This window comes from Bifidobacterium sp. MSTE12, from assembly GCF_000513015.1.
Lineage (GTDB): Bacteria > Actinomycetota > Actinomycetes > Actinomycetales > Bifidobacteriaceae > Bifidobacterium > Bifidobacterium dentium.
This window is the reverse complement of sequence record NZ_AZYA01000025.1, coordinates 1-5,284: the sequence shown is the minus strand read 5'-3', so window position 1 is coordinate 5,284 and position 5,284 is coordinate 1. Positions and strand designations below refer to the sequence as shown.

Sequence of the window (5,284 nt, the reverse complement as noted above, 5' to 3'; positions counted from 1 at the left end):
GAAACGCATCCTATGGAAGGACATTCGTCAGACACTGTCCGGCTCGATAGGACGATTCGTTTCGATCGTCTGCCTGATGGCATTGGGCTCGTTCGCCCTGGTCGGTCTCAAAGTGGCCGGTCCGGACATGCAGGCCACCGGTGCCGAATTCTACGGGCGCAACAATCTTGCCGACGTTACGGTCGTATCCACGTATGGACTGTCCGAAGACGATAAGGACGTCATTGGCAGGGCTGACGGCGTCAGAGGCATCGAATACGGCTATTTCAAAGACGTTGTCATCAAGGGCACCGATTCCAGCATGCGCGTCTTCTCGAAACCGGAACATATCTCCACCTATGACGTGGTGGAGGGCAGGATGCCGAAACGGCAGGGAGAAATCGTCCTTGACCTGAACCAGCGGAGCGCATTCGCTGTGGGCAGCACGCTTGACGTCACTGAAAAAGCCGACATCTCCGGCAGTACCGTATTGCGTCATCATCGCTTCGAAGTCGTTGGTTTCGTGCGCGCAAGCGAAATCGTATCCGGACTGAACATGGGCCAGTCCACATCCGGCAGCGGCACACTGACCTCATACGCCGTGGCCATGCCGTCGGAATTCGACTCCGAGGTGACGATGATCGCACGCATCGTCTACAACGATACTGAGCATCTTGACTATTGGACGGATGATTACCGCGACCGCATACAGAAACACAAGGACCAACTCGTCAAACTTCTTGCCGGCCAACCGGAAGCACGAGAGTCGAGCATCCGTGAGCAGCAGCAGGAGAAAATCGATCAGGCCAGACAGCAGGTCAAGGATTCCGAACAGCAGCTCGCCGACGCGGAAGCGCAGCTTGCCGATGCCAAAGCGCAGATCGCAAGCGCCAAGGACCAGATGAGCGAAGGCGAAACGACCATGGTGCAGGAAGGTTCCGCGGCCATCGCACAGCTTGCGTCGGCACAATCGCAGATCGCCTCGGCCAACGCGTCGGTCGCGGCCGGCCAAGTGCAACTGCAGTCGGCGCAGACGAAACTCGTCGAAGGACAAGACCGGCTTTCCGAATCATGGAACAAGCTTTCCGACGCCAAATCGCAGCTCGATGACGCTCGCACCCAGCTTGAACTCACCAAAACCATGCTCGACCAGGCCGCAGCCATGCTGAACAAGATGGAACGGGTCGGCACCACGGGAGCGGTATACGAGCAACTCAAGCAACGGTACGAGACGGTGCTGGGCCAATACAACACGTCCGTGCAGGAATACAATGAGCGGCTGGAAGAATACAACAACGGTCTTCAGCAGTATCAGGATGGCGTGAACCAGCTTGAACAAGGATCGCAGGAATACCAGAACAACGCCGACAATCTTGCACAGGCCTCCAACCTCATAGCCAACAAGCAGGCGCAACTTGGCCAAGTGGCCTCGCAGGCAAGTAGTACGGCCGTAGACGGAGCCGAACAGCTCATCGAAGGCCGACGAAGCATCGAGAAGGCCGAAGAAGAGTACGAGAGCAAACTCGCCGAATTCAACAGCAACAAACCGAAAGCCGAAAAGAAAATAGCCGAGGCGAAAACACGGATCGAACTGGCGCAGGAACAGGCCGACAACCTTACCGTTCCCGCATACTCGGTCAGCGGCAGGCGTGAAGGGCTCACCTCGCAGGGCTACCGCGTCTACATGGTCATTGTGAACATCATCGGCAAGCTGGCGAACATCTTCCCGATTTTCCTGTATTTCGTCGCAGCGCTCGTCACCTTCACCACCATGGGGCGCATGGTGGACGAGGAGCGTACGAATTCCGGCACGCTGAAAGCCCTCGGTTATACGAACGGCGATGTGATGCTCAAATTCACGGTCTACGGTTTCACGGCTTCGACCATTGGAACCGTCATCGGTGTGCTGGCCGGGCATACGGTGCTTCCGCTCATCGTGGAGCACGCCTACAGCAGTGGTTTCACCATGCCCTCCATCAAGCTTGGATTTCACCCGTGGGTCACATTGGTTTCGTTCCTGCTAGCCTGGATGAGCGCGGTCGTGCCCACGTGGATCGTCGCCTCACGGGAGTTGCGCGAGAAGCCGGCTGCCCTGCTCCTACCGAAGCCACCGGCGAAAGGCTCCAAGATTTTCCTGGAGCGTGTTACGCCGATCTGGAATAGGCTCAACTTCACCCGCAAAGTGACTGCACGCAACATCTTCCGTTACAAGATGCGTATGTTCATGACTATATTCGGCGTTTGCGGCGCTGTGTCGCTGCTCACCGCAGGACTTGGCGTGCAGGCGTCCATCGGTCAGATAGGCGAGCGGCAGTTCGACGAACTGATTCATTACGATCTGATCGCGGTCGAACGGTCAAGCACGAATTCCGCTCAGATCGATGAGCTCAAAAAAGCGTTGAACAAGGATTCGGTGAGTTCCTCGATCGCCGCACATTACGAGGAATTGTCGAAAACATCCGGCAAAAACAGCGACAAACAGCAGATCACGCTGCTTGCCACGGATGACGCATATAATTTCGGCACGTATCTGACCTTGCGCGATAGATCGTCGCATGAGAAGCGGATCATGGTCAACGATGGCGCGATCATTTCGGAGCGGCTCTCCGAAATGCTGCATGTGTCCGTGGGAGACAGCTTCAGCGTGACCGATGCGGGCGGCGTGGAACATACCGTCAAAGTATCCGGCATCTGCGAAATGTATATAGGCCATTTCGTATTCATGAACGCGCAATGCTATGAGAAGATGTTCGGCACGGATTACTCGGAGAACTCGTACATGGTGCGTCTCAAGGATTCAAGCGTGGCCAATGCGGAACGTCAGGGCGCGCGACTCATGAAACTGTCCGCAGTGCAAAGTGTGGTGCAGAACACGACGCAGAAGAACATGGTGTCCACGATCGTGGAATCGCTCAATCAAATCATGGAAGTACTGATCATCGTCGCAGTGATGCTGGCGGTGGTGATCCTGTACAATCTGACGAATCTGAACGTGTCCGAGCGTATCCGCGAATTGTCCACCATCAAAGTGCTGGGATTCCACACCAATGAGACGACGATGTACATCTACCGCGAAACCATGCTGCTGTCCGGTCTTGGCATTCTTGCCGGCTATGGGTTCGGCGCATGGCTGCACGGCTATATCGTCACCGAGGTGCCGCCGGACGAGGTCATGTTCGACCCGGCGCTTGGATGGAAGGCTTTCGTCGTGCCACTCCTAGTGGTCGGCGTGGTGTTGGCCGTGCTTGGTTGGGTAGTGTACCGCCGTTTGAAGACGGTCGACATGCTTGCCGCGCTCAAGTCCGTAGAATAGGACGTCGGCCGAATGGCAGCGGCCATCCAGCGATCGCATCTCGCATAAGCGCAGGTACGAGTGCCGGATGACCGCTGCCGTTATCTTCGGTGCTTTGCCGCTTGACGTCGTTCCCGACTACTGCAGCAGCTCCATGAACGCCGTCCGGATGCCGTCGATGATGTCGCTGGCAACAATCGGATGTCCGATCGTGCCGAAATGATGATGGTGAGATTGCCCGTAGATTCGCGGACGATGCCAGCCGCGCTGATCGGATTGTGATTCGGCCGCCGCCGCAAGACCATGCAGATAGGCCGCCGCAGCGGCAACCTCCGGAACGAGCGCCGGATCGTCGGCGAGCATGTCATCCTGTTGTGCGAGCATGGCGCCCAGCATGCCAGCCAGTACGTCCCCGGCGCCGGCGGTAGCCAGCCACGCTGGCGCCCGGCCGGAAAGAATCACCCGTTCCTCGCCATCTCCATCCTCACCGACCACAATCGTCACCGCACCCTTGAGCAGAACGGTCGCGCCGGTCAGCTCATGGGCCCTGCGGGCATACGCAAGCGGTTCGGCGTACACGTCGTCGACATCGATGTCGGTATGCTCAATCCTGTTCAGCAATCGGGCCAATTCGCCGACGTGCGGAGTGATGACCACCTGCGCCGGCACATGTTCCGGCAGCAGATCCAGCGCTCCGGCATCCACCACGATCGGAGGCATCGCATGTATGCGTTCGTTCAACTCCATGGACGACCCATCGGCATCGGACCGTTCCAACGTGTAATGCTTCAGCAACGCGGCAATCGTCTCACGTTGCATATCCTCATCAGCCGTTTCGTCATCGCCGGCGGGGACGCCCGAACCGACCACCCAGGATTGCACGCGCCCTTTGCCGATAACTGCCTCCGGCAACGCCGAAAGCACCATATCCTGCGCATGCTGCGGGCCCATGTAACGCACCATGCCCGAATTCGTACGCGCCGCAGCCCGCGCCGACAGTACTGCCGCACCGGGATAACGGGCGGAACCGGTCACCAACCCGACCACACCACGCGAATACTTACCGTCCGCAAGCTGGGGCAGACGAATCGAATCCGTGACGAAATCACCGTCCGTCATCTCCGCCGCGGGAATCGAATCGTCAAAGTCGAAACCAAAATCAACCAGCGTCAGCCTGCCACACGCATACGAGGCGGGCGGCACCATCGCACATGGCTTCATCGCGCCGAACGTCACCGTAACATCAGCCGGAATATACGGACCCGGCAACGAACCGTCATTCACACCCACGCCGGAAGGCGTATCGATGGCCACCACCAGCGGCAAATCCGCGGACGGCTCATTATTCGGCAGGGCGGGACGGTCAGGCAACTCGCCAACCAAACCCAACGAAGCCGCAATCGTACCGGCGACGCCACGTAGCGCACCCGTCACGCCGATACCGGTCATCGCGTCGAGAATCACGTGCGAGCCCTGCGCGTACTCGACGGCCGCCTGCAGGCGCTCGCCGGCCTCGCCTGCGGAAAAACCGGTGGTGCATCCGGGAATGTCGGCGGCGGGATCGAGCACGAGTACACGTCCGCCGGCATGCACGAACGCTGCAAAGGCCTCTTCGTGAAGGGAACGGCCGACGGCGATCGCCGTAACCTGCGCACCTTCCTGTGCAAGTTCGGCACCGGCATACAGGCCGTCACCGCCGTTGTCGCCGGCGCCGACCAGCAGGGTCACGCGCACGTCCTCAACGGCCAGATCCTCATCGTCGAGCAGCTCCATCGTCACGTGTGCCGCGGCGGATGCGGCCATGCGCATCAGTGGAACGCCATCGTCGAGCAAAGGGCGTTTCATCTCGCGCACGGCATCGGAATCATAGGCGCCGTACAAGAGCGTCTGCAGGCGGTCGGCTTCATTGGCGGTATCCATGGAATCCCTCCCTTACGGTAACGATATCCCTTACTTTAGTACGTACAATTAAAGCCGTACTGTGTCTCGTGGCGGATTCAGGAATGGAGATGG

General features: G+C 58.7%; 2 protein-coding genes. One reads left to right on the top strand and one right to left on the bottom strand.

Going from position 1 to position 5,284, the window contains the following annotated elements:
• The coding region (locus tag HMPREF1494_RS05695; RefSeq protein ID WP_231495346.1) for an FtsX-like permease family protein at positions 1-3,292 on the top strand (3,292 nt) is incomplete at its 5' end.
• A 117-nt stretch (positions 3,293-3,409) separates the two neighbouring features.
• Here the strand turns inward: HMPREF1494_RS05695 and HMPREF1494_RS05690 are convergent.
• A complete protein-coding gene (locus HMPREF1494_RS05690; RefSeq protein ID WP_034520791.1) occupies positions 3,410-5,191 on the bottom strand; it encodes a bifunctional ADP-dependent NAD(P)H-hydrate dehydratase/NAD(P)H-hydrate epimerase in 1,782 nt (593 codons plus the stop codon).
• Positions 5,192-5,284: the final 93 nt, after the last annotated feature.